Origin of the sequence: Streptococcus oralis, assembly GCF_001579025.1 — a bacterium.
Classification (GTDB): Bacteria; Bacillota; Bacilli; order Lactobacillales; family Streptococcaceae; genus Streptococcus; species Streptococcus oralis_X.
The window spans coordinates 905,918-926,769 of record NZ_KQ970235.1; the positions used below are offsets into that span (position 1 = coordinate 905,918).

The 20,852-nt window shown below is 41.2% G+C and carries 18 protein-coding genes and 2 tRNA genes; all 20 read right to left on the bottom strand.

Features of this window, described 5'->3' with window-relative positions; genetic code table 11:
* A partial coding sequence (locus SORDD27_RS04345; RefSeq protein WP_061427552.1) for an APC family permease occupies nucleotides 1-1,391 on the bottom strand: 1,391 nt, incomplete at its 3' end.
* Nucleotides 1,392-1,610: 219 nt separating this feature from the next.
* Nucleotides 1,611-2,180 carry a hypothetical protein gene (locus tag SORDD27_RS04350; RefSeq protein ID WP_061427554.1) on the bottom strand — a complete coding sequence of 190 codons (570 nt, stop codon included), beginning with the start codon at nucleotides 2,178-2,180 and terminating at the stop codon, nucleotides 1,611-1,613.
* A 19-nt stretch (nucleotides 2,181-2,199) separates the two neighbouring features.
* Nucleotides 2,200-3,612 (bottom strand): Fe-S cluster assembly protein SufB, encoded by a 1,413-nt coding sequence (gene sufB / locus SORDD27_RS04355; protein WP_061427556.1) that lies wholly within the window; start codon nucleotides 3,610-3,612, stop codon nucleotides 2,200-2,202.
* A 57-nt stretch (nucleotides 3,613-3,669) separates the two neighbouring features.
* The gene (gene sufU, locus SORDD27_RS04360) at nucleotides 3,670-4,110 is read right to left on the bottom strand and encodes a Fe-S cluster assembly sulfur transfer protein SufU (RefSeq protein WP_061427558.1); all 441 of its coding nucleotides are present in this window, start codon (nucleotides 4,108-4,110) and stop codon (nucleotides 3,670-3,672) included.
* The gene (locus SORDD27_RS04365; RefSeq protein ID WP_061427560.1) at nucleotides 4,097-5,323 is read right to left on the bottom strand and encodes a cysteine desulfurase; all 1,227 of its coding nucleotides are present in this window, start codon (nucleotides 5,321-5,323) and stop codon (nucleotides 4,097-4,099) included. The genes sufU and SORDD27_RS04365 overlap by 14 nt, the downstream gene beginning before the upstream one ends.
* Before the next feature lie 10 nt (nucleotides 5,324-5,333).
* A complete protein-coding gene (sufD, locus tag SORDD27_RS04370; protein ID WP_061427562.1) occupies nucleotides 5,334-6,596 on the bottom strand; it encodes a Fe-S cluster assembly protein SufD in 1,263 nt (420 codons plus the stop codon).
* A 27-nt stretch (nucleotides 6,597-6,623) separates the two neighbouring features.
* Nucleotides 6,624-7,394 carry a Fe-S cluster assembly ATPase SufC gene (sufC, locus tag SORDD27_RS04375; protein ID WP_000114489.1) on the bottom strand — a complete coding sequence of 257 codons (771 nt, stop codon included), beginning with the start codon at nucleotides 7,392-7,394 and terminating at the stop codon, nucleotides 6,624-6,626.
* 151 nt (nucleotides 7,395-7,545) lie between these two features.
* Nucleotides 7,546-7,740, bottom strand: a complete 195-nt coding sequence (locus SORDD27_RS04380) for a DUF3272 family protein (RefSeq protein WP_000198269.1) — start codon at nucleotides 7,738-7,740, stop codon at nucleotides 7,546-7,548.
* Between the two features lie 27 nt (nucleotides 7,741-7,767).
* Nucleotides 7,768-9,426, bottom strand: a complete 1,659-nt coding sequence (dnaX, locus tag SORDD27_RS04385; RefSeq protein WP_061427564.1) for a DNA polymerase III subunit gamma/tau — start codon at nucleotides 9,424-9,426, stop codon at nucleotides 7,768-7,770.
* Complete coding sequence (locus tag SORDD27_RS04390) at nucleotides 9,426-9,923, bottom strand: GAF domain-containing protein (RefSeq protein ID WP_061427565.1); 498 nt, start codon at nucleotides 9,921-9,923, stop codon at nucleotides 9,426-9,428. The genes dnaX and SORDD27_RS04390 overlap by 1 nt, the downstream gene beginning before the upstream one ends.
* Nucleotides 9,924-10,005: 82 nt before the next feature.
* Entirely contained in the window at nucleotides 10,006-11,208 is a 1,203-nt protein-coding gene (gene rpsA / locus SORDD27_RS04395) for a 30S ribosomal protein S1 (RefSeq protein WP_001001617.1), read from the bottom strand.
* A gap of 162 nt (nucleotides 11,209-11,370) precedes the next feature.
* Nucleotides 11,371-11,442 (bottom strand) — tRNA-Gln (locus SORDD27_RS04400).
* Nucleotides 11,443-11,450: 8 nt separating this feature from the next.
* Nucleotides 11,451-11,531 (bottom strand) — tRNA-Tyr (locus SORDD27_RS04405).
* A 49-nt stretch (nucleotides 11,532-11,580) separates the two neighbouring features.
* On the bottom strand, nucleotides 11,581-11,811 hold the full coding sequence (locus SORDD27_RS04410) for a DUF2969 domain-containing protein (RefSeq protein WP_061427566.1): 231 nt from the start codon (nucleotides 11,809-11,811) through the stop codon (nucleotides 11,581-11,583).
* A 112-nt stretch (nucleotides 11,812-11,923) separates the two neighbouring features.
* Nucleotides 11,924-12,961, bottom strand: a complete 1,038-nt coding sequence (locus SORDD27_RS04415; protein WP_284697408.1) for a branched-chain amino acid aminotransferase — start codon at nucleotides 12,959-12,961, stop codon at nucleotides 11,924-11,926.
* 115 nt (nucleotides 12,962-13,076) lie between these two features.
* Nucleotides 13,077-15,557, bottom strand: coding sequence for a DNA topoisomerase IV subunit A (parC, locus tag SORDD27_RS04420; RefSeq protein ID WP_081103350.1), 2,481 nt, complete (start codon nucleotides 15,555-15,557; stop codon nucleotides 13,077-13,079).
* Nucleotides 15,558-16,277: 720 nt separating this feature from the next.
* Nucleotides 16,278-17,126, bottom strand: coding sequence for an aminoglycoside 6-adenylyltransferase (locus SORDD27_RS04430; RefSeq protein WP_061427569.1), 849 nt, complete (start codon nucleotides 17,124-17,126; stop codon nucleotides 16,278-16,280).
* 678 nt (nucleotides 17,127-17,804) lie between these two features.
* Nucleotides 17,805-18,338 (bottom strand): hypothetical protein, encoded by a 534-nt coding sequence (locus SORDD27_RS04440; RefSeq protein ID WP_231069293.1) that lies wholly within the window; start codon nucleotides 18,336-18,338, stop codon nucleotides 17,805-17,807.
* A gap of 18 nt (nucleotides 18,339-18,356) precedes the next feature.
* Complete coding sequence (locus SORDD27_RS09690; RefSeq protein WP_081103353.1) at nucleotides 18,357-18,833, bottom strand: hypothetical protein; 477 nt, start codon at nucleotides 18,831-18,833, stop codon at nucleotides 18,357-18,359.
* A gap of 12 nt (nucleotides 18,834-18,845) precedes the next feature.
* On the bottom strand, nucleotides 18,846-20,789 hold the full coding sequence (gene parE / locus SORDD27_RS04450; RefSeq protein ID WP_061427572.1) for a DNA topoisomerase IV subunit B: 1,944 nt from the start codon (nucleotides 20,787-20,789) through the stop codon (nucleotides 18,846-18,848).
* Nucleotides 20,790-20,852 lie beyond the last annotated feature (63 nt).

Consider the following 20,852-nt stretch of genomic DNA (forward strand, 5'->3'; position numbering starts at 1 on the left):
TCTTCTGCGAGGGTTGAATGGCGGAACCCGTAAGTAAAGTAAATGACTAGACCAACTAGAAGAGCGATACCAAAGGCAATCCAGGTATCTAGGCTATATTGAAGCATAAAGGAAACACAGATAAGAATGGAAAGAATTGGCAAAAGTGGCACCAAGGGAGTTTTAAACTCTCCCTCTTTTGGCATACCCTTATCCTTTCTGAGTTTTATTATTCCATAGGCTAGCAAAATGAGATAAGCTAGCGTACAGATATTTAAGAAGGCTGCAATACTGGCTAGAGGAAACACTCCTGCAGCAATGGCTGAAGCAACTCCTGTTAAGAGGGTCGCATTTTTAGGAACGCGACTAGTCTTGCTTAATTGTTTAAAACTTTGAGGTAAAAGTCCATCACGTGCTAAGCTATAAATCATCCGAGACAAAGCATAAGTCATGGAGATACATACGGTTATCAGGGTTAGAATGGCTACAAGCGAAACATAATTTGCCGCCCAGCCGATACCAATACTCCGTAATGAAAATGCTACTGCATCGTCCACATTGAGCATACTGTAGTGAACAATCCCTGTCAATACTAAGGTTACCAAAGCATAGAGAATGGTAACGATTGTCAGAGAAAGGACAATTCCGCGAGGAATATTTTTTTGCGGACTTTGAATTTCATCAACTGCCATGGAAATAGACTCAAATCCGAGAAATCCAAAGAACATCAAAGATGCACCCGCCATAATCCCAGTACTTCCACCATATAGTTGACCAAAACCAAATGGAGCAAAATTCGTCCAATTTTCAGGCTTAATGTACCAAATACCAACTAGGATAAATAAGGCGAGAGCTGAGAATTTCAAGACCACTAAAAGCGAATTAAATCTCAAAGCTGCCTTGGAATTTAATAAAACCAATCCCGTTACCAAGGTCAGTACTAAAATAGGCAGAAGATCGATATAGGTACCTTGTTCAGGGTTAAAGGTTCCATTCAAGGCTTGGGGCATGGAGATACCATAATTACTGAGTAATCCCTTAAAGTAAGCTGCCCAGCCAGACGCCACACCTGAAACAGCCGTCATGAATTCCATAATGGTCAACCAGCCAGCAATCCAAGCTGGCAATTCTCCTAGAATCGCATAGAGGTAACTATAAGCGCCACCAGTTGCAGGCACACGAGATGCAAATTCTGCGAAAAAGAGGGCTGATAAAGAAACACACAGGGCAGAAATCACAATGGAAATCACTAGTGAGGGACCAGCTAGGGTAGCCGCTGCTGTACCTGTAATGGTGAAAATCCCCGTTCCCACCATAGCACCTATTCCTAATAGAATCAAATCCCACAATTTCAAATGACGGTGCATCTCTGTCTGTCTCAGACTAACATCCTTGGTTCTAAAAATATTCATTCTTCATCTCCACTAAATGTAATTGTTTTATTTTACCATATAAAAGTATTTTTGTGAATATTTATTAGGTCCTTTTTTGAAAAAAATTCTGAACAGAACGGATTTCTGTTCAGAATTTGCATTTTTACCCACTGGTTCTTTCAATTAGTTACTCATCAAGCGAGTAAGCTCAACAGTATACTCCATTGAAAGTTTTTTGGGGATTTGGGATTTTAAACTTCAAAGTAAGGGAAAAGGGAACGGACGGTCACTATCTAAAGGACAGTTTGGAACTTCTTGTTCCAAAATAGCGCGCCAACCAGATACCAATTCTTCAAAAGTCAATTTGGCTTCAGGAGAAGCTGTTGTCAGCTTCCGCCCAAACCAAGCCATGGTTGCAGTTTCAAACTGAAGCATAGCGTACTGGATTACTGGAACCTTCGCTTCTTCATAATTCTCATTAACTGCACGTGCCACACCTGGTGCTTGTGGAAGGAGTTGATTGCTGATTTTATCGACAACAGTCGCATCCATCTCTCTCCATGAAAGAAGTTGACCATTTACCTGATAAAAGAGCTCAAAGGTTTCTTGATTTTCCTTAAAATTGGTAAGAACAAAAGCACGTTCCACTGCCTCTGGACCACCAACAGCCTTGACAGCGTTTATCAAGAGGTTTTGTTCCATTTGTCGCCAATAATCATCTGCTTCTTCTGCTAAATCATTTATAAACGGTGGAACAATTTCCTCGGCAGGAATTGCACCTTTATTCGCTTTTTCGACATTGCCAAATAATTTTTTTAAGAATCCCATTTACTTCTCCTTTTGGGTTTTAACCGACTGAACCTTCCATTTCATAGCTAATCAAGCGGTTCAGCTCAACTGCGTATTCCATTGGAAGTTCTTTAGTGAATGGTTCGACAAATCCCATGACAATCATCTCGGTTGCCTCAGATTCTGACAATCCACGGCTCATGAGGTAATAGAGTTGTTCTTCTGAAATCTTAGATACCTTGGCTTCGTGCTCCAATGCAACTTGCGAGTTATGAATTTCATTAAATGGAATGGTATCAGATGCTGACAAGTCATCCATGATAATGGTATCACACTCGATGTGAGAAACAGATTTCTTAGAGTTCTTGTTAAAGGTTACTTGTCCACGGTAGTCCACCTTTCCTCCACCTTTAGCGATGGATTTAGAAACGATAGACGAGCTTGTGTGTGGAGCGTTGTGGATCATCTTGGCACCCGTGTCTTGGTGTTGACCAGCATTGGCAAAGGCGATCGAAAGCATGGTACCACGCGCCCCTTCTCCATCTAGATAAACAGATGGATATTTCATAGTTGTTTTGGCACCCAAGTTCCCATCAATCCACTCAACAGTAGCATCTTTTTGAGCTTTAGCACGTTTTGTAACCAAGTTATAGACGTTATCAGACCAGTTTTGGATGGTTGTATAGCGCATGTAAGCTCCATCCAAAGCAAAGATTTCTACAATGGCAGCGTGCAAGCTGTTGCTTGAATATGTTGGTGCTGTACATCCTTCTACGTAATGGACGCTTGCTCCTTCATCAACAATAATCAAGGTACGTTCGAACTGACCTGTATTTTCGTTGTTGATACGGAAGTAAGTTTGAAGTGGAATATCTACCTTGACACCTTTTGGCACGTAGATAAAGGTTCCACCAGACCATACTGCTGAGTTGAGGGCTGCCAACTTGTTATCTGTCGGCGGTACCAACTTCGCAAAGTATTGTTTAAACAAGTCTGGGTATTCCTTGAGGGCAGAATCTGTATCTGTAAAGATAATTCCTAACTTCTCAAACTCTTCCTTCATGTTGTGGTAAACCACTTCTGACTCGTACTGGGCAGAGGCACCTGCTAGATAAGCACGTTCAGCTTCTGGAATCCCGATACGTTCAAAGGTCTCTTTAATTTTTTCAGGAACTTCATCCCAAGAACGGGCTGGTTTGTCAGATGGTTTTTGGTAGTAGATCAAATCATCAAAGTCAATCTCTGACAAGTCTGCTCCCCAGGTTTGCATAGGCATTTTTTTGAAGGTTTCATAAGACTTCAAACGGAATTCTAACATCCACTCAGGTTCTCCCTTAGCAGCTGATAATTCGCGAATGACTTCTTCGTTCAATCCTTTTCCTGTTGATAGGACAGGCTCTACATCGTCATGGAAACCAAATTTATATTCACCAAGATCAATTGGTTTTGGTTCTACTCTTTCTTCAGCCATAATATCCTTTCTTTCATTCTTCATTTCTACTGATTCATAAGACAAAAGAAACTTGTCTTACTGTTTTTCTTGATTTTCAATTGTTTTCTTAAGGGCATTCCAAGCTAGGGTTGCACACTTGATTCGTTGAGGGAATTTGGCAACACCTGACAAGAAGGCCGCATCACCGAGTTGGTCTTGGCGGTCATCCTTTTGCCCTTGAACCATTTCAGAAAAAATAATCGCAAGTTCTAAAATTTCTTGTTTGGTTTTTCCTAAAACGGCATCTGTCATCATACTAGCAGAGGCAGTTGAGATGGTACAACCCGAGTTTAGAAAAGCAATATCTTCCAAACGGTCCTCTGCGTCAAACTTGACAGAGAGGTTAATAACATCCCCGCAGGTTGGATTGTTGAGGCTGATTTGCTCAGCGTCTTCTAACTTTCCTTGGTGATGTGGATTTTTCGAATGGTCTGCTACCACTGCCATATAAAGGCTATCTAGTTTAGAAAGTGCCATTGAAAAACTCCTTTGTCTTTTGTAGGGCATCGACTAGTTTGTCGCAATCTGCCTTGGTATTGTAGATATAAAAACTTGCACGAGCTGTTGCTGGGACTTCCAAATATTGGAGCAAAGGTTGAGCGCAATGATGACCCGCACGAACTGCTACTCCTTCATAATCCAGAGCCGTCGCTAGGTCATGGGGATGAAGATCCCCTAAGTTAAAGGCAATGACACCTGAACGTTGAGCCAAGTCCTGAGAACCGTAAATGGTCAATCCCTCAATTGCCTGCAGTTTTGGATAGACGTATGCAATTAATTCCTGTTCATGCGCTTCAATGGCATCCATACCAATCTTTTCCAGATAATCAACTGCAGTCGCAAGTCCAATAGCTCCTGCCATATTTGGCGTTCCAGCCTCAAATTTCCATGGCAATTCCTTCCAACTAGCAGATTGCTCGTAGACAAAATCAATCATCTCGCCGCCAAATTCTACTGGTGACATTTGCTCAAGATACTTTTCTTTGCCGTAAAGGACACCGATACCAGTCGGACCAGCCATCTTGTGACCTGAAAAGGCAAAGAAATCCACATCCAAGTCCTGAACATCAATCCTCATATGAGGCGTAGATTGAGCACCATCCACTACCATGATTGCCCCAACTTGGTGGACTAATTGAGTGATTTCCTTGATCGGATTGACCACACCAAGAACATTGGAGGCATGAGCTAGCGAAACAAACTTGACTTTATCAGTCAATTTAACTCGCAAGTCATCCATATCCAAGGCACCGTCCTTGAGATAGACATAGACAAGCTCCGCTCCAGTCTTGCGACAGGCTTCCTGCCAAGGGATGATATTAGAATGGTGTTCCATGACGGAAATCAAGACCTGATCTCCCTCAGTCAGAATTTCCTCAGCAAAGCGTGCCACCCAGTTAAGGCTGGTTGTCGTTCCTCTGGTAAAAAGTACTTCCTTTGTAGAGCTTGCATTGATAAACTTACGAATGGTTTCACGAGCCGCCTCATAGGAAGCTGTCGCCCGCTCCGCCAAGGTATGAACCCCACGATGAACATTTGCATTGTCCTGCTCATAATAGCGGTTAATCGTTTCCAGAACTGCTAGTGGTTTTTGTGTCGTCGCAGCATTGTCCAAATAGACCAACGGTTCATCGTTAACGATCTGGTCTAAAATCGGAAAATCCTTGCGAATCGCTTCTACATCTAACATAGGCTTCCCCTTAGCGTTTTGACAATTTTTCTTCGATGGTTGCAATCATTTCATCACGAACTTCCTTGACTGGAATCTCCACGATAACAGAACCAAGGAAACCACGAACAACCAAACGCTCTGCTGTTGCTTTGTCCAAGCCACGGCTCATAAGGTAGTACATGTCTTCTGGATCAACTTGTCCGATAGAAGCCGCGTGACCTGCAGTTACGTCATTTTCATCAATCAAAAGAATTGGGTTGGCATCTGAACGTGCTTGGTCTGAAAGCATGAGAACACGGCTTTCTTGTTGTGCATCGGCTCCCTTAGCCCCCTTGATAATGTGGCCAATACCGTTGAAGGTCAAGGTTGCTTTTTCAAGAATAACCCCATGTTGGAGGATATTTCCGATTGAGTTGCAGCCGTAGTTAGTCACTCGAGTATCAATCCCTTGAACCTGGCGGCCGCTTGAAAGAGCTACGACTTTAAGGTCAGCATGGCTACCATTTCCAATCAAGTCACTATCAAAGTCCGCAACGACGTTTCCTTCGTTCATGACACCAATTGCCCAGTCAATGCTTGCATCGTTGCCTAGTTTACCACGACGGCTAATGTAGGCAGTCACATTTTCACCTAAACGGTCAATGGCAGCAAATTTCACTTGCGCACCAGAACGAGCAATCACTTCGACTGTGATATTGGCAGTTGCTTTGGCACTACCTTCACCACGCGACTCTAAACGTTCAAGATAACTAATCTTACTGTTCTTACCAGCGATGAGGAGGATATGCTTGTTAAATGGCACATCGCTATCGCTGTCTTGGTAGAAAATACCTTCGATTGGTTCAGCAATCTCAACATTATCAGGAATGTAGAGAACAGCACCACTGTTAAAGTAAGCTGTGTGGTAGGCTGCCAATTTGTCATCGTCATACTTAACAGATGACATGAAGAATTCCTCGATAAGTTCTGGAATTTCTTCTAAAGCTGAGTGAAAGTCTGTAAAGACAACACCCTGTTCAGCCAATTCAACTGGTGTTTGTTCAAAAACAGTTTGCGTTCCTACTTGCACCAATTTCAAGTGATTATCTAGCGCAGTAAAATCTGGAACATTTGCTGAAGGTTCACTTTCTGTAATCGTTCCATCCCCCAGATTCCAGCGGTGAAATTTGACACGCTCGATAACTGGTAATTCCAAACTCTCAATCTTATCAAAAGCTTTTTGACGGAGGTCTGACAACCAGCTTGGTTCAGCGTGCATTTCTGAAAAAAGTTTAATAGTTTCTTTAGTCATTTACTTCTCCTAAAAGATACGAGGGAATTACAATTCTTCCTTGTAGTCGTAGCCAAGTTCTTCAGCTAGTTTTGCGTATCCTTCACGTTCCAAACGGGCTGCCAATTCTGGACCACCAGAAAGGACCACACGACCTTCCATCATCACGTGTACCACGTCTGGTGTGATGTAGTTCAAGAGACGTTGGTAGTGAGTGATGATCATGGCACCAAAGCCTTCACCACGCATGGCATTGACACCTTTAGATACAACTTTAAGGGCATCAATATCAAGACCTGAGTCAATCTCATCCAAAAGGGCAAATGTAGGTTCCAACATCAAGAGTTGAAGAATTTCATTACGTTTTTTCTCACCACCAGAGAAGCCTTCGTTTAGGTAACGCTCTGCCATTTCTTCTTTCATGTTGAGCAATTCCATTTTCTCGTCTAGTTTAGTGATGAACTCACGAACTGAAATCTTTTCATCATCTTCTTTACCAGCATTCATGGCTGCACGAAGAAACTCTGCATTGGTAATTCCAGGAATTTCAGATGGGTATTGCATAGCAAGGAAAAGTCCCATACGCGCACGCTCGTCCACTTCTAACTCAAGGATATTTACACCATCAAACAAGACCTCACCTTTGGTAACTTCATAGTTAGGGTTCCCCATAATAGCTGCAGAAAGAGTCGATTTACCAGTACCATTTGGTCCCATGATAGCTGCGATTTCTCCTGTTTTCAGGGTCAGGTTAACCCCTTTCAAAATTTCTTTTCCTTCAATCTCAACGTGAAGATCTTTGATCTCTAATACTGACATGATAGTTCCTTTCTTTTTCTGGCCTACTTCCTTTATCCTTAGCGAAATCACTTACATTTCTCAAAAAATACAAGAAAAGGTCCATAAATATACTCTACTAGTATAACAAAAAAAAGCCTAAAAGGCTTTGATTTTGTTTAGAAGCTAGTGACTAATCCTTGCGGTTTAGGTGCTGATCAATGGCATCTACTATTTTCCCCATTACATAACTTAACCTAAAATTTCGAAAAAGAAGAATGGCCCAAAAGGCTGCCATGAAATAGCGACCCGTCATCCAAGCTTCATTGAAAAAATAAGTCTCAGCAGCAGTAAACAGTGCTATCACGATAAATTGTTGTCTAGTCATAGGATTATTGTACCATGAAATCCACTTTTAGTCTTCTTCGACCATGACTTTATCAGCCAGAAATTCAAATCCCTCTGGAATCAAGCTCTCTTCTTCTACCTCTTGATCTGCTTGAGAAGACTTGTTTTTAGATGAAAATGCTGCACGAACCTCTTTCCATTCCTCTAGGGAAATTGCCAGGATTTCAGGTGAAAATCCAGCCGCCTGGCTGAGAATATTGCCAAACATGGTATTGAGGTTATCCCGTTTCATGGTTTGCCCAGCATTGAAATTAGACTCAAAGGCTAAAATAGCATGGTGTTCGTTGGCCGCAACTGGTTGAGAACCTACGAGAAGAGCCTTATCAGGACCAGCTAAGCTTTCGATTACCTCTCCCCATGCATTCTGGAGGCGAATCAAGTTTTGCCGTGCCAATTCAGGATTTTCAACAGCTTCTTGTAGGATAGCCTGAACTTTATTACGGTCTACTCGATAGACTGTCTTGGAAGTGGCTGGACGGCTAGGGACTGGCGCCACTTGTTTAGGCACCGTTCCAACATTGGCAAGTTCTTGTTTGAGACGAGCGACTTCCTGTCTCAGTGCAGAAATCTCACTTTCGACAGCTCCTGAAAGCGCCGATTCAGGCTTAATCTCAGCTAAACGAATGGTCATCATCTCAGCATAAATCTTAGGTTGCAGGCTAGCTTTCATATCTGGCAAGCTCACAGTTGCTATTCGAATCATTTCAAAGAGACTTTCCTGAGAAAGAGCTAGATTGTCCATAAAAACTGGACTATGATGAGTATTTTCGCCACCTGTCTGAACAACTAGTAGATCACGCAAATACTGCAAGAGATCCGTCACAAAACGAGTCATGCTCTTACCATTTTCAAACAAAAGATTCAAAGAATCAAGCGCTTTTGAAACATCCTGCTGAGACAAGGCAGCTACATAGTCATCAAGTGCTGATAGACTAATGGTGCCTGTAATTTCCTCAGAGATAGCAGTCGTGAGCTCATTTCCCTGTGTCAAACTCAAGGCTTGGTCCAGAATAGACAAGGCATCCCGCATCCCACCTTCAGCTCGTCTAGCAATGATTTCCACAGCCTCTGGTTCAGAACTGATATTTTCTTTTTCTAAAATATGATGAATATGTGCCGTGATATCTTGAGTTCGAATCGATTTAAACTCAAAACGTTGAACACGCGATAAAATAGTTGCTGGAATCTTGTGCAATTCGGTAGTCGCCAAGATAAAGACAACATTTTGAGTTGGTTCTTCTAGGGTCTTCAAAAGCGCATTAAAGGCTCCTGTAGACAACATATGAACCTCGTCTATGATATAGACCTTATAACGTGCTAAACTAGGAGCGTAAGTAGATTTATCACGAATTTCACGGATTTCATCAACTCCGTTATTCGAAGCTGCATCCATTTCGATAACATCTTCTAAACTACCTTCTGTCACTGCTTGGCAGATATAGCAGTTATTACATGGTTCTCCGTCGACTTGGTTCGGACAGTTCATGGCCTTGGCAAAAATCTTGGCTACACTGGTTTTACCAGTTCCACGAGGACCCGAGAAAAGATAAGCGTGACTAATCTTTTCCTGCTCAACCGCTTGTCTTAGAGTTTTTGCCACAACCTCTTGGCCTACCAGTTGTGAAAAAGTCTGGCTTCTATATTTTCGATAAAGTGCTTGATACATTAGGCTTTCTCCTCAAACATCGTAAAGTCCCATTCTGTCTTCTCAAGCAAAATAGCGACAAATTGTTCCAAGTAATCACGGTCAATGACATTATAACCATCAATAAGTGAAGAATCCAAGTCTAAGACACCCAGCAATTGACCATTCTTGAGCATGGGAACTACGATTTCACTCTTGGCCATACTATCACAAGAAATGTAGTTTGGATAGGTGCCCACATCGTCAACTAAAACAGTCTCTTGAAACTCAGCAGCTTCTCCACACACGCCTTTCCCAAGCGGAATGCGAATACAAGAAACACCACCCTGAAAAGGCCCTAAAACCAACTCGCTACCATCAAACAGATAAAAACCTGCAAATACAGTATTCGGAAATCGAGATTTTAGAAGGGCACTAGCATTTGAAAGATTGGCAAGAACATTGCTCTCACCTTCAAGTAAATAGGAGAGTTCCTCATTTAACAATTGATATTGTGATTGTTTTTCTGAATCTAACATAGAACTATTATATCAAAAATGGGAAAGAGACAAAAGAAAAATCCCTTGTTTTAAACAAAGGATTTTGTGATTATCAATTTGATTAAAGTTCGATATCACCGAACAAGTCAGCCATTGAGAATCCTGTTTGTGTTTCTGGAAGTTCGAAATCACGTTTTTCTTGACGTTTTGGACGACGTGGACGAGCAGCACGTTTTTCTTCTTTTTGTCCTTCTTCTTGAGCTGGACGTTCTTCAAGAGCTTTGATAGAAAGTGATACACGTTCTGCGTCAGCGTTAACATCAAGGACTTTAACAGTAACTTCTTGACCAACAGTAAGAGCTTCTTTAGGATTTTCGATACGTTTGTGTGAAATTTGTGATACGTGAACAAGTCCATCGATACCTGGCAATACTTCAACAAATGCACCGAAGTCAGTCAAACGTTTAACTGTTCCTTCTACTACATCACCTTTAGCCAATTTTTGCTCAACGCCATCCCATGGTCCAGGTGTTGTTGCTTTAAGTGAAAGTGATACGCGACCTTCTTCTTCGTTAAGATCAAGGATCTTCACTTCGATTTCTTCACCAACAGTTACAACTGATTTAGGTGATACGTTACGTTCGTGTGACAATTCAGTCAAGTGAACCAATCCGTCAACTCCACCAAGGTCGATGAAAGCACCGAAACTTGTGATACGAGCAACTTTACCAGTTACGACATCACCAACAGCCAATTTACCGAATACTTCAGCACGAGCTGCTGCAGTAGCTGCTTCAACAACTTCACGACGTGAAAGGATGAAGCGGTTTTCTTTAGGATCAACTTCTTTGATTTTAGCATCAAATTCTTGACCTACGAAACGCTCAGTGTTACGTACGAAACGAGTATCCAACATTGAAGCTGGGATGAATCCACGAACACCTTCAAATTCTACTGAAAGTCCACCTTTAACGGCACGAGTTCCTTTAACAGTAACAACTTCTTCTTCGCGTCCTACAAGTTTGTCCCATGCTTTGCGAGCTTCAAGGCGTTTTTTAGATACAAGGTATGTAACTGTATCAGTATCTTTACCAACTACTTGACGAAGTACAAGAACATCCAATACTTCTCCTACTTTCACAAAGTCATTGATATCTGCATCGCGATCGTTTGTCAATTCGCGAAGAGTCAAGACACCTTCAACACCAGTCCCAGAGATTGCAACGTTAGCTTGAGTCGCATCAACTGTCAATACTTCAGCACTAACAACATCACCAGGCTCAACTTGGCTAACGCTATTTAGCAAATCTTCAAATTCGTTCATCTAAAAAATCCTCCAACAATCAAGTTTTTCCAAACTTGACATACTTATAATTTTTTTCCTAAGCACCCGCAAAGACATGTTCATATCGTTCACGTCTTTCAATTATAAAAATAAAATACCCTAAGATATTTTTCTTTTTATCTTGAATTTATTACCTAAGAACTGGGGTAGCTGGATTCGAACCAACGCATGAGGGAGTCAAAGTCCCTTGCCTTACCGCTTGGCTATACCCCATTGATGAATGGAGAGAGAGGGATTCGAACCCCCGAACCCGAAGGAGCGGATTTACAGTCCGCCGCGTTTAGCCTCTTCGCTATCTCTCCAATGTTTAACGAGAACTATTATATCATGAAATTTTCAATAAAACAAGTATTATTTTGTCAAATTATAGTTTTCAATCAAAATTTCCACAGCTTTTTCAAGTTTTTTATAAAAACTATCGACATTTCCATTCTTTATGATGGCAAATTGGTTATCTAATTCGGCAATTTCCCCAATAACCTTTTTCCCGATCGTCAAAACGTATCCTTCATAGCTGTCTTTTCCAACAGTCACTTTTGCATCAGTTAATTGGGTTTCAATTTTCTTATCTTTTTTACTCATACTGTACCTCTTTTCACTTTTTCTATTGTACAAGAAAATGCTCAAACTAGCAAGAAAAAACTCCATTTCAGTCCTTACAACTGCTACGGAGCTCTTCTTTATTTCATGTCTTTTAGTCCACTTTGACAATCCATCCCTCAGGCGCTTCTACGTCACCAAATTGGATACCAGTCAATTCATCATAGAGTTTACGTGTAACAGGACCTACTTCTGTTTCACTATAGAAAACATGGAAATCATCGCCATGTTGGATACCTCCAATTGGCGAAATAACCGCTGCTGTACCACAAGCACCTGCCTCTACAAAACGATCCAAATTATCGATTGGGACATCACCTTCAATCGGAGTCAAGCCCAGGCGGTGTTCTGCCAAGTAAAGCAAAGAGTACTTGGTAATGGATGGCAAGATGGATGGACTCAATGGCGTAACAAATTCATTGTCGGCTGTGATTCCAAAGAAGTTGGCTGATCCAACTTCTTCAATCTTTGTATGTGTAGATGGATCTAGGTAGATAACATCTGAAAATTGGCGCGACTTGGCCATTTTACCTGGGAGGAGGCTAGCAGCATAGTTACCACCTACCTTAGCTGCTCCAGTACCATTTGGAGCTGCACGGTCGTATTCATCCTGAATCAAGAAGTTTGTTGGGACTAAACCACCTTTAAAGTAATTCCCAACTGGCATAGCAAAGATGGTGAAAATATACTCTTCTGCTGGTTTAACCCCGATAATATCCCCAACACCAATCAAAAGTGGACGAAGATAAAGGGTTCCACCTGTTCCATATGGTGGGACGTATTCTTCATTTGCACGCACAACTGCTTTACAAGCTTCTACAAACATTTCTGTTGGAACTTGTGGCATCAAAAGACGGTCACAAGTACGTTGCAAACGCTTGGCATTTTCGTCAGGACGGAACAATTGAACACTGCCGTCCTTGGTACGATAGGCTTTCAATCCCTCAAATGCTTGCTGTCCATAGTGGAGACTTGGAGAAGACTCTGAAATATGCAAGGTTGCATCCTCTGTCAATTCTCCTTGATCCCATTGACCATTTTTGTAGTGAGCGATATAACGATAAGGTAATTTCATATAAGCAAAGCCAAGGTTTTCCCAATCAATTGCAACTGTCATGTGTTTCTCCTTTATACTATTCAAACTATGTGTTCTATTCTACACTTTTCTAGTAAAATTTCAAGTATTATTTGTAATTTTCTGAAAATTTTTTCAACATAAAGAAATCAGCCCTCTGGACTGATTCTTTTTACGAATTTGTTTTGTCCTCTTTAAAGACTTCTTTGAGGTAAGCATCGAAAACTTCCTCATCTGAAATCGTGTCTGAAATAAAGCTTCCATTGCTAGTACGTTCTGACAAGTTGAGGTCTTGCAATCGACTCTCATAGATTGTTCCCTTGTTAGATTGGACAAGTAACGTTTGGTCGTTTTCTTCTACTTCTGTACTAAAAAGATCACCAACGAAACCTTGCTCTGCAACTGCTCCTGCCAAGAAGACACGGTGCGGTTTGTTTTTCAACTCACGCAAGACTTGTAGGCCTCGTTTGGCACGGCTGGTCGCCGGAATTTCCTCACAAGAGACACGTTTCAAGCTACCACGTTGGGTCAAGAGGTAGAAGGATGAGGTGTTGCATATAAAGGCAGACTGAAGCGCATCATCTGCTTTCAGGTTCATAGCCTTGACACCTGCCGCCTTGGCACCAACAACTGGAACCTCTTCGATATTGAAACGAAGGGCATAACCGTTTTGACTAATCAAAAGAACATCATCTAGTTTAATCGGAGCCACTGCTACAATTTGGTCTGTCTCGTCTTTGAGTTTAGCGTACTTAACAGACTTCGACTTGTAGGTCCGCCATGGAGAGAATTCTTTGCGTTCTACGCGCTTAATTTGACCAAGGCGAGTTGCTGCAAAGTAGGTTGTCGCATCATCAAACTGATCTACCACTTCAACATAAAGGATTTCTTCGTTAGTTTCAAAGTTAGTAATGGTCTGGCTTAGATGCTCTCCGATATCCTTCCAGCGAATATCTGCCAATTCATGGATTGGTCGATAGATGACATTTCCAAGAGTTGTAAACATCAAGAGGTGTTGCGTTGTCTTAACCGATTGAACAAAAATCAAACGATCATCATCACGTTTGCCAATTTCTTCCAGAGTGGAAGCCGCAAAGGAACGTGGGCTGGTACGCTTGATATAACCTGCCTTGGTCACGCTGACATAGGTATCTTCCTCTGCGATGAGGCTGGCTGTATCAATCTCAATTACTTTTGCAGTGTCTTCTAAAGTACTCAAACGAGGAGTCGCAAATTTCTTCTTGACCTCACGAAGCTCCTTCTTCATGAGATTGTACATAGTCCGCTCATCACCGATAATGGCAGCAAGCATGGCAATCTTTTCACGAAGTTCTGCTTCTTCCTCCTGCAAGACAACCACGTCGGTGTTGGTCAAACGGTAAAGTTGCAAGGTCACGATGGCTTCAGCCTGTTCTTCTGTAAACTCATAGCTGACCTTGAGGTTTTCCTTAGCGTCAGCCTTATTCTCAGAAGCACGGATAAGGGCAATCACTTCGTCCAAAATTGAAATTACGCGAATTAAACCTTCAACGATGTGAAGACGTTTCTCAGCCTTTTCCTTGTCAAAGCGTGAACGAGCCAAAATCACTTCACGACGGTGGGCGATGTAGCTAGACAAGATTGGAACAATCCCGACCTGACGAGGTGTGAAATTGTCAATCGCTACCATGTTAAAGTTGTAGTTGATTTGTAGGTCGGTGTATTTGAAGAGATAGTTAAGAACAAGCTCGGTATTGGCGTCTTTCTTAAGTTCAATAGCGATACGAAGACCGTCACGGTCAGACTCATCACGAACTTCAGCGATCCCTGCTACCTTGTTATTGACACGAACATCATCGATTTTCTTGACGAGATTAGCCTTATTGATTTCATAAGGAATCTCAGTAATAACGATTTGTTCCTTACCACCTTTTAGCTTTTCAATCTCCGTCTTGGAACGAACAACTACGCGTCCTTTCCCAGTTTCATAGGCCTTCTTGATTTCATCACGCCCTTGGATGATAGCCCCTGTAGGGAAGTCTGGACCAGGTAAGAATTCCATGAGCCTGTCCACCTTGGCTGTTGGGTGATCAATCATGTAAACCGTCGCATCAATGACCTCAGCCAAATTATGCGGTGGAATATCTGTGGCATAACCAGCCGAAATCCCAGTTGATCCATTGACCAAGAGGTTTGGAAAGGCTGCTGGCAAAACCGTTGGTTCTTTCTCGGTATCGTCAAAGTTCCAAGCAAAAGGAACTGTCTTTTTCTCGATATCCTGAAGAAGGTACCCAGCAATTTCAGACAAACGAGCCTCGGTATAACGCATTGCCGCCGGTGGATCTCCGTCCATAGAACCGTTATTACCGTGCATTTCAACCAGAATCTCACGGTTCTTCCAGTCCTGAGACATACGCACCATGGCATCATAGATAGAAGAATCCCCGTGTGGGTGGAAATTCCCCATGATGTTACCGACTGACTTGGCCGATTTACGGTAGCTCTTGTCAAAAGTATTGCCATCTTTATTCATTGAATAAAGAATACGACGCTGAACCGGCTTCAATCCATCCCGAATGTCTGGCAAAGCCCGGTCTTGAATGATGTACTTGGAGTAGCGACCAAATCGCTCTCCCATGATGTCCTCAAGGGACATATTTTGAATGTTACTCATATAGGATACAAAGCCCGTAAAATGCAAAGTGAAAATAGGAAATTCTTACAGTGAGCGATGCCTACAAAAGAATTTATCTTTTTCACACAACATTTAGGGCGTGTTCAACTCCTTTCAAAGAATGTAGAGTGGTTTTTACATTAAAATTGGTATTAAGAAAAATATTTTTAGATACTATTTAAGTCATTCACAAACACTTATTTAGATTAAGCAAAGGCAACTATTTCCTATGGATTATTCTTTCTTCTTTGAAGTGTGTATAAATATTGACAAGGTAAATAAGAAACTATAGCAGTTGATATCAGCAAGATATTAAACATAAACTTTTGCCCTCGAAATAGCTCCTCCCAATGCATTGTATTAAGATAATGAAAAATTAAACCGAATAAATAACAGATACTGATAGGGAGAACTCTCCACTTGATTGATTTGTATAAATAATATAAGCGTATGGAGTGATAGATCGTGGAAGAAATAAGCATAGGTAAACAAAAAGAAATTAGAAAGAACGAAAATCTTAAAGCATCATCAAAAAGCTCTGTGCGATCTATGGAAAACAGCCAAATATTACACATCGTTATAATAATCGGGAAAAATAATCCATACACCCTTTTATGTAACTTATTTCTTTTGATAGCTAGAAATATAGAGGACACCAATACTAAAATTTGTACTCCTGGGAATCCCATAAAAAATGTAACAAATACATAATCTAACATACTAGTTCAACCTCTCCTCAGCATACTGAATCATCTTCTCAGCTACTTCTTTATCGTAGTCAAATCCCATCTTTTGGGCAAGGATTTGAGCCTCTTGGTGGAAAAGTTCCATGGTAGCATATAAAGACTGAGTGATTTTATCTAAACTTGAGAAATCAAGCAGATTTGAGAATTCTTTCTCTTTCTCAGCAGGTAAATAGTTAAAGAGATATTTATAGTTCTTGCCAATATCAATCGTCCCCTTATCTGCTGCAACTCGCCAAGCCAAGACCTTCAAGAGTTCTTGTTGACAAATTCCGTAGAGATGATCCGTGGCATAGATGGCTTGCTTGCGACAAATCCCTTTAACCACGTAGGCTGACACCCACCAAAATTCATTACAAGCTTTTTCAAAATCAATCGCACTAGCTGGGCTTGTCCAAAAACGGTGAGGACTTGGAAAGTAGGGTTCAAATAAACCCTTCTTATCTTCTAAAACGGTGAACCCTGCTTCACTATCCACCCACTCTTGAATATACTCCGTAGGACAGAGGGTCAAATCAATCCGATTTCCATCTTCAAATAGCATCAGATAAAGTCGACGGTTGCCTAGGACATTATGCTGCTCAATGATACGTTTGCCAAACTGATCCAGCCAAGAAAGGTCACTCGTTAGATTATCTAAATCATCTACGATATAGACCACGTCGTAATCTTGAAATTCATCTGTTTGAACCCTTTGGTTTGTACGCGAACCAGATAGAGCCACAGCCTCAACTTGTAAAGATTTAGCAGTCTGTGAAATCAATCTCAGCATTTGCTCTTGACTTCTATATTTTCTGCACCTATCTTTTACAGAGTTATTTTTCATAACTATCTAGCTCCTCTTGTTTCTGAAGGACTCGTATTCTTTTCTTCTCAAGTTCTCCTACGATTAATTGGATAGTTGAGCAAATCCCTAAAAAAATAAAAATATAACAAATAGATATTATGTTACTTCTTTGGTGTTTTACTATCATTTCCCATAGAACAAATATATTTACCAATGAAAGGAGAAAAATGAAGGTGGCATTCAATCGAAGTACTATAGCAAATTTGCTCTTAAAATGCCTACAATGGATTACGCTCTTATATAGAGTATAAAATGAATAAACAATCATCAAGGGGGCGAAATAGTCATGATAAAACAAAATAAATTTTAACCCAATAAATCTTAACCCATAGTAATAGTTACCTTCCACTGGTATATTTGATAGACAGACACCAATAGTTAAAATGGACAGTAAAAACAGGGATATTGAACGAGCATACTCTTTTCTCCCCAAGTTGGAGATTAAATTACTTATAATTCCAAAAATTACTATGACAATAACGAAAATAGAAATTATAGATTCACTACTCATTACTGAACCTCCATTAGTTCTACATATTATTTACACAACAAATATGATAATCATTTTTACTTGAACGATGCGACTTTCCTGTATGGTAAAGACAATATCCTTCAAATAGTATAAAGCATCCCCTAAAGAAACAGGCCTGAGTGAGGTCATCTGTCATCCTCATCTGAAACATGGTTAGTAAAAGGAGCATCTTCTTTCTTTTGTTGTTGTAGTTTTCGAACTCTTGTTCTTTCAAGCATCCAAAGTTGGAATTGAATTCCTGAAAAAAGACCTTGCAAGAAAATAAATATATAGATTTCTTTAATCCCTCTAAATAATACTAAAACATTTACAATTGAGAGTAGAAATATAAGTGCAACGTTACATATTAGGATCCGTGCAAACTTACTAGGGAAATACTTGACGTGCTTGATACTCTTATAAAGACTAGTAATCGCATACGTTAAGCACAGAGGCGCATGAGCGAAGATGGAAAACACCCATACAAATGCTCCTAAGTATGGTTCGTCTAAAGACGGATTGAACACTACAAACATTCCTATATTACAAGCCATAAATACTAGGGAACTTAAGGAGCTTGAATATTCTATTTTCTCTTTATTGGAGATTGCATCAAGAATTATCCCAGCAATAACAATGATTTCGAGAAAGAAAAATATCATTATTAAATAACTGTTCACTATTCACTCCCCCTTTGCTTACTGATTACGTTTGGTGTAATGGAGATAGAGAGGAGGAAGATAGGAAACCAGAATCATCAAAATCATTACCAAGAATGTCAACAGATGAATCTGAACTAAATTCACCACATACCATCCCAGAATACCTACAGATAGGGGGCCTAAAACATAGGATAGGAAAATCAAAAAAGCCTTCCACCGTTTCTCCGGATAGACGTAACACAATCGAATAAGTGTGTAGACTAAGGCTCCCGCTATCAAAGGAAAACCAAATAAAATCATGACAAAGGATGCCACTAAAGAACCGGATTCTGACGAATCCATATTGAATAAAAGCATCAAGATCATAAACAAGGTAAATACAATCGGTGCATATAATCCTTGGAAACTTTTTTTTCGACTGTTAATGTAGAATGCAAGAATAGCCGAGGGTAAAGAAACTAAGAAAATCAAACCCAAGTAACTACCAAAAATCGAATGTCCTGAATCAACCATTATTCATGCCCCTTAAAACACAGTCGCTTCTTCCAGCGTAAACTTAACATTATCTTCAATCCATTTACGTCGTGGTTCGACCTTGTCTCCCATGAGGACATTGACACGGCGTTCAGCGCGTGCTAGGTCTTCAATCGTAACACGGATGAGGGTACGCGTTTCTGGGTTCATGGTTGTTTCCCAGAGCTGGTCCGCGTTCATCTCACCAAGTCCCTTGTAGCGTTGGAGGGTTGCGCCTTTGCCAAACTGCTTACGGAGTTCTTCTAGCTCTCCGTCCGTCCAAGCGTAGGCCACTTCTTCTTTCTTGCCTTTACCTTTTGACATCTTGTAAAGAGGCGGAAGGGCGATATAGACATGGCCTGCCTCAACTAGCGGACGCATGTAACGGTAGAAAAAGGTTAAGAGCAAGGTTTGAATATGAGCACCATCGGTATCCGCATCGGTCATGATAATAATCTTGTCATAGTTGGCATCTTCAATAGAAAAATCTGCTCCGACACCCGCTCCGATGGTATAAATCATGGTGTTGATTTCCTCATTTTTAAGGATATCCGCCATCTTGGCCTTGGCTGTATTGATAACCTTACCTCGAAGAGGCAAGATAGCCTGGAACTTACGGTCACGACCTTGCTTGGCAGAACCACCAGCAGAGTCCCCCTCGACTAGGTAGAGTTCATTCTTTGCAGGGTTTTTAGACTGGGCTGGAGTCAATTTTCCAGACAACAAGCCCTTGTCTTTCTTGTTTTTCTTGCCATTTCGGCTCTCATCACGAGCCTTACGAGCTGCTTCACGAGCATCACGAGCCTTGATAGCCTTGCGGATAAGATTGGAAGCAAGTTCTCCATTTTCCATGAGGAAGAAGGTTAACTTATCAGCCACAATCCCGTCTACAACTGGACGAGCTAGTGGACTTCCAAGTTTGTCCTTGGTCTGTCCTTCAAACTGAAGGTGCTCTTCAGGAACCAGAATAGAAAGAACGGCAGCTAGTCCCTCACGATAATCTGAACCTTCTAGGTTTTTATCTTTTTCCTTGAGGAGCCCAGTCTTACGCGCGTAGTCATTCATAACCTTGGTAATGGCTGACTTGAGTCCTGTCTCGTGCGTTCCACCATCTTTAGTACGAACGTTATTGACAAAGGATAGAATGTTATCTGAGAATCCATCATTGTACTGGAGGGCAACTTCCACTTGGAAACCATTGTCTTCGCCTTCAAAGTATAGGACTGGCGTCAAGATTTCCTTGTCTTCATTGAGGTAAGAAACAAAGTCCTGTACCCCGTTCTCATAATGGAATTCGATTGCTTCATCTGTTCGCTTATCTGTCAAAGACAAGGTAACATTTTTTAAAAGAAAGGCTGACTCATTGAGTCGTTCTGAAATGGTATTGTACTTGAAGTCAGTCGTAGAAAAAATCGTCGCGTCAGGCATGAAAGTGACTTTGGTACCTGTCTTAGACTTGGGTGCTGTACCAACCTTTTCAAGAGTTGTTACTGGCTTCCCACCATTTTCAAAACGTTGCTTGTAGACTGTACCGTCACGGGTGATTTCAACCTCCAGCCAACTAGATAGAGCATTTACAACAGAAGAACCAACCCCGTGGAGACCTCCAGATGTCTTATAGCCACCTTGTCCGAATTTTCCTCCAGCGTGGAGAATGGTAAAGATAACTTCAACAGTTGGAATTCCCATGGCGTGCATCCCTGTCGGCATCCCTCGACCATGGTCTTGAACGGTTAAACTGCCGTCCTTATTAATCGTCACATCAATGCGATCACCAAATCCAGATAAGGCTTCATCTACTGCATTGTCCACAATTTCCCAGACCAGATGATGAAGTCCTGCTCCGTCAGTCGATCCAATATACATCCCCGGACGTTTACGGACCGCATCCAACCCTTCTAGCACCTGAATGGCGTCATCATTGTAGTTATTAATATTGATTTCCTTTTTTGACACAAGGAACCTCCTATTTGTTCATCTTTTCTATTTTACAGGTTTTCTAGCGATTTTGCAAAGCTT

Coding starts and splice junctions, on each gene's coding strand:
- SORDD27_RS09690 (WP_081103353.1), bottom strand. CDS start 18,833: ATGGTTGATTCAGGACATTCGATTTTTGGTAGTTACTTGGGTTTGATT.
- SORDD27_RS04410 (WP_061427566.1), bottom strand. CDS start 11,811: ATGAGTAAAAAAGATAAGAAAATTGAAACCCAATTAACTGATGCAAAA.
- sufB (WP_061427556.1), bottom strand. CDS start 3,612: ATGGCTGAAGAAAGAGTAGAACCAAAACCAATTGATCTTGGTGAATAT.
- parC (WP_081103350.1), bottom strand. CDS start 15,557: ATGAGTAACATTCAAAATATGTCCCTTGAGGACATCATGGGAGAGCGA.
- SORDD27_RS04390 (WP_061427565.1), bottom strand. CDS start 9,923: ATGTTAGATTCAGAAAAACAATCACAATATCAATTGTTAAATGAGGAA.
- SORDD27_RS04350 (WP_061427554.1), bottom strand. CDS start 2,180: ATGGGATTCTTAAAAAAATTATTTGGCAATGTCGAAAAAGCGAATAAA.
- sufD (WP_061427562.1), bottom strand. CDS start 6,596: ATGACTAAAGAAACTATTAAACTTTTTTCAGAAATGCACGCTGAACCA.
- sufC (WP_000114489.1), bottom strand. CDS start 7,394: ATGTCAGTATTAGAGATCAAAGATCTTCACGTTGAGATTGAAGGAAAA.
- SORDD27_RS04430 (WP_061427569.1), bottom strand. CDS start 17,126: ATGAAAAATAACTCTGTAAAAGATAGGTGCAGAAAATATAGAAGTCAA.
- SORDD27_RS04365 (WP_061427560.1), bottom strand. CDS start 5,323: ATGTTAGATGTAGAAGCGATTCGCAAGGATTTTCCGATTTTAGACCAG.
- dnaX (WP_061427564.1), bottom strand. CDS start 9,426: ATGTATCAAGCACTTTATCGAAAATATAGAAGCCAGACTTTTTCACAA.
- sufU (WP_061427558.1), bottom strand. CDS start 4,110: ATGGCACTTTCTAAACTAGATAGCCTTTATATGGCAGTGGTAGCAGAC.
- SORDD27_RS04380 (WP_000198269.1), bottom strand. CDS start 7,740: ATGACTAGACAACAATTTATCGTGATAGCACTGTTTACTGCTGCTGAG.
- rpsA (WP_001001617.1), bottom strand. CDS start 11,208: ATGAACGAATTTGAAGATTTGCTAAATAGCGTTAGCCAAGTTGAGCCT.